3 protein-coding genes are annotated in these 4377 nt (G+C 46.4%); 2 read left to right on the top strand and 1 reads right to left on the bottom strand.

The genetic code is table 11. The features are described 5' to 3' along the window. Nucleotides 1-1846: 1846 nt before the first annotated feature. Nucleotides 1847-2971: an aldo/keto reductase gene (locus LLG96_09255; GenBank protein MCE5250394.1), complete on the top strand. Its 1125-nt coding sequence runs from the start codon at nucleotides 1847-1849 to the stop codon at nucleotides 2969-2971. A 194-nt stretch (nucleotides 2972-3165) separates the two neighbouring features. Here the strand turns inward: LLG96_09255 and LLG96_09250 are convergent, their stop codons facing one another. Next, complete coding sequence (locus LLG96_09250) at nucleotides 3166-3348, bottom strand: hypothetical protein (GenBank protein MCE5250393.1); 183 nt, start codon at nucleotides 3346-3348, stop codon at nucleotides 3166-3168. Between the two features lie 231 nt (nucleotides 3349-3579). Here LLG96_09250 and LLG96_09245 point away from each other — a divergent pair, with 231 nt between their 5' ends. Beyond that, nucleotides 3580-4023 carry a YhcH/YjgK/YiaL family protein gene (locus LLG96_09245; GenBank protein ID MCE5250392.1) on the top strand — a complete coding sequence of 148 codons (444 nt, stop codon included), beginning with the start codon at nucleotides 3580-3582 and terminating at the stop codon, nucleotides 4021-4023. Nucleotides 4024-4377 lie beyond the last annotated feature (354 nt).

Below are 4377 nucleotides of genomic sequence, written 5' to 3'. Positions count from 1 at the left end.
TTGCTCCGGCGATTAAACAGTGAAATATATTTCGGAAATTGAGCCCTATAAAGGTGATTCGATACAATCTGTGTAACTGCGCACCAAGCCGTCATTCCCGCGAAAGCGGGAATCCATGTTTTTTTTACTTCCGGTATCATTTTTTATTCGCCGGAGCAATAAAAAGGGGAGTCTTTTTAAACTACAGCCTCCTGACCCTCGTTCCCTTGCGCTTCGCGGCTCTTCGCTTCGCTTCGTGTCCTCCGAAGGGGGCAAGGGAAGTCGTTGCACCACGGTTAATTCCTGCCCCTCCGGTGGAAGGATGTCCGCAGGACAGGAAGGGGGCTTATTCTAATAATCCGGACTTGTGCAAATACCTCAGATAAATCCGAATTATTGCTTCGGCGATTAAACAGTGATATCGGATGACGTCATGCCGAACTTGTTTCGGCATCTATTCCTGCTATTGGTATCATTATTTATCCGCCGGAGCAATAATGAGTTTCAAATAATTCATGTATTGTAGAATGTCGTCATTCCCAAGAACGAAGTGAATTGGAAATCCAGTATTACAACCACAATGTCATGAGCATGATATAATGAATTCCCGCTCCCGGTTAAAGATTCGATAGTGACGTCTTTCAAGGGAATGACACACCCAACCCGGATCATTCATGAAAATATTTACCACGAAGACACGAAGACACTAATTTATATAACATATTATTTGTACTATTCTTAGCAATTATTAAACATTTGCACCCAAAAAGATCTTTATAAAGAATAAAATCCGCGAAAATCCGCGTTCTATTAACCCGAATATATCTGAAAATGCATCTGCAGTTCCCGGCGCTGAAGCCCCGGCCTTGTGCCGGATATCCTTGTAACGGCGTCATTCCCGAATCTTTAATCGGGAATCCATATCAACTGCATACATTTTTCATCCTTCGTTGTGACTAACTATAGTCATGGAGGTTATTCGTGAAAATATTTCACCATACTCTCCGCGATGCGCTGCGTAGCAGCAGGAAGGCACAAAAAGTCATAACGGATTTAGAACTGTCCGGTAAAAAAAATTGATTATCCTGTGTTTATAGCAAAATATGACAATTACCACCTTTATCAAAGGAACTCACCCCGCGCATAACATTTTGATAATACAGATATTGGTGGCGCTTCCCCTCTCTTTGAAAGAGAGGGGAGTGAGGGGTGAGTTCGGGTGGAGAAAAGGGGTAATAATCACATCCAAAACACTCCACATACTTATAAATTGCCTATTTACATGATATTTCCAGCTTTTAATTCTATTTTATTGCTCCGGCGGTTAAAGAGTGACATCGGATTGTGTCATGCCGAATTTGTTTCAGCATCTTTTCCAGATATTAATATCATTATTTATTCGCCGGAGTAATAACCACTATTGATAACGGATTGTTTTATACATGACGAAATAATTGTTCGTGTTTTTTCTATTGTAGGGGCAACCCCCCGTGGTTGCCCACTGTAGAAAAAATCCGGAATAATTGTATGTTCATTTACAATTTTCCCGTTTTTTATTATACTGTAAAAGTCTTGTGATAAAGTCTGTAAGTGTGGAAATAAGCTGTCAAGGGTCGGCGCGAAGTTCCAATCCCCGATTAATAATTCGGGGACATGCTTACATGCCCTTGACAGCAACAGAACAACACATTTCGTCATAGGGCTCGTGAAAATATACTTTTTAACAGCCCTCGTAATCAGGTCTTGAAACTCAGTATCGGTCTTCGACGGTGAAACCCATCGCTCTTTCGGGCGTTATAAATCATCATTCCTGCTTTACTATTCTTATAACTGACAGATAACATATATTCGGAAAGGTTTGTACATTATGATCTACCGGGAACTAGGCCGCACCGGTTACCGTGTGTCGCAGCTTGGATTTGGCGCCATGCGGTTACCCATGGTTGGAGAGGGCGAAAACGCACCGGTCAACCGTGACCTTGCCATACCGATGATACACCGGGCATTCGAAGCGGGGGTCAATTACATCGACACGGCTCGCGGTTACTGCAACACCGACAGCCAGCGGGTAGTGGGGGAGGCGGTTGAAAGCTGGCACGACAGGGACAGCATTGTCATCTCGACGAAAAATCCCTATTTCGGTGTGGACGAGAAAGCATGGTGGAAGAATCTCGAGGACAGCCTCGAACGGCTCCGTGTCGGCTCGATCGACATCTACAACTATCACGGTATCAACTGGAAGATATTCCGTGAGGATGTGGAGCCCCGTGTGAGTAAGTGGATGCGCAAGGCATATGACCAGGGGCTGGTCAAACACATCTGCACCTCGTTTCATGACGGCAACGATGCGCTCATCAGGATCGTCGACTCCGGATTTTTCGAATCGATTACCCTCCAATACAACATGCTTGACCGGAGGCTTGAAGAAGGTATTGCATACGCCCATGAGAAAGGCCTCGGCGTCGTAGTCATGGGTCCGGTCGGCGGCGGCAGGCTCGGCGAACCGAGCGCGGTGATCGAGCAGGTTGTCGGCAACCATGAACGAATACCGGAGGTGGCGCTGCGGTTTGTGCTCTCGAATCCCGGTGTTTCCATCGCCCTTTCGGGAATGAGCACGATGAGGCAGGTGGAAGAGAACTGCGAAATAGCCGGGAAGAATATACCGCTCTCACCGGACGAACTCATCGGGATTAACGAACACCTCGACCGTCTGAAGAACATGGCCGACCTGTACTGCACGGGCTGCGGTTACTGCCTGCCCTGCCCGCAGGAGGTACGGATTCCCCGTATTTTCGAGCTGTACAACCAGGCCCGCGTGTACGATATCTGGGAGCATTCGCGTGACACATATGCCATGATCGGCGTCATGGAATGGGAGCCGGGGAAAAACGCCTCGGCCTGCATCGAATGCGGCGTGTGCGAAACGAAATGTCCCCAGCATATTCCGATACGGAAGCAGCTCGCCGCGGCTCATCGCATGCTCTCGCGGTAATAGCGGGTATTCGGTACAATGGATTCAACGGCGGAAGATTGCACCGGTTAAATACGGCGCTGGTGATCCCCGGAAATCCACAATGAATTGTATTGTAATACATTGATTATAAATAGAATATAGACCTTAAAAGCGTGGTGAAAAACTCTACATGCCTGAATTTTGGCTGTCAAGGGTCGGCACGAAGTGCAGATTTACGTGCCCTTGACAGCGACAGAACAATACATTTCATTATCGGGCGTGTGGAAAAGGCACTTTTTCACCGCCCTCTTAAAAACTATGAATTTATAAAACCCGTTGAAAAGCCCCGCGGTCACAACCGGTTTTCGGAAAAAGAATGGGTGCTGTCCGAGCGAGCCGAAGGCTCGTGAGTTCACACATTCCCGAAAAACGGGCAGTGACCGTGGAAAAAGGCTTTTCACGAGGTGCCCTTTCCTTGGTTACTTCCTTTGGGCACACAAAGGAGGTAACATCTAAAAAAAGTGTTCTTTTAAAAAAATGGGGGTTGCCAGTTAAATACGGCGCTGTTGATCACGCTTGATTACACATTCCTTGATTACACATTCATTGTTCATATAAAAAACCAGGTATGAAGCAGGGGGACTGATATGATACTGGATTCGCTCGAAAATGCCGAACGGTACTATGCCCTGAATCCGGGATTTAAAAAAGCGTTTGAATTTCTCAAAACATCGGATTTGCAGAAGCTCGAAGGCACAATCCCGATCGATGGAGATCGTGTATATGCGATGGTGGTTCGCGCTGATGGCCAGGGACATGCGGGCGCCCAGCTCGAAATTCACCGGAAATACATCGATATCCAGTTCGGTGTCGGCGGAGTCAACGAGTTTGGCTGGAAACCGGCTGAGAAATGCGTGACTGTCACCAAACCCTTCGACGAAAAGGACGATTACGGCTTTTTCGGCGAGGAGCCGGATGTATGGATACCCGTCCTTCCCGGGCAGTATGCGATATTTTTTCCGGGCGACGGTCATACGCCCAAGGGAGGCTCGGGCAAACTCCATAAAATTCTCGTCAAGGTGGCGGTCTGATTTATCTATTCCCAGGATTTAACCCGGATTATTCATAAACGCAGAAAAGAGTAGCGGTAACTATGATGTAATATCAATGATAACAAAATGCTATAATGTTATCCATGCTTTTACATGATCCCCCTCGACTTCGCCGTTTCCCCCTTATAAAACAAAGGGGAGCCAGCCCATCTCCCCCCTTAAAAAGGGGGGATGCCGTAAGGCAGGGGGGATTGTCAAGTCCTAAAAAATGTTTACAGTAGTTGTAGTTTCTTTTTTGTTACTTTTTTCTTTGTTGAAAGTGTTGAAATGTTGATAACATAAATTGTATTCACGGTATTTTCACAAATAATTGTTCCAGCGCTTTTTGTATTT

The sequence above is a fragment of the bacterium genome, assembly GCA_021372535.1.
Taxonomy (GTDB): Bacteria; Latescibacterota; Latescibacteria; order Latescibacterales; family Latescibacteraceae; genus JAFGMP01.
This window is presented reverse-complemented; position numbering and strand designations above follow the sequence as displayed.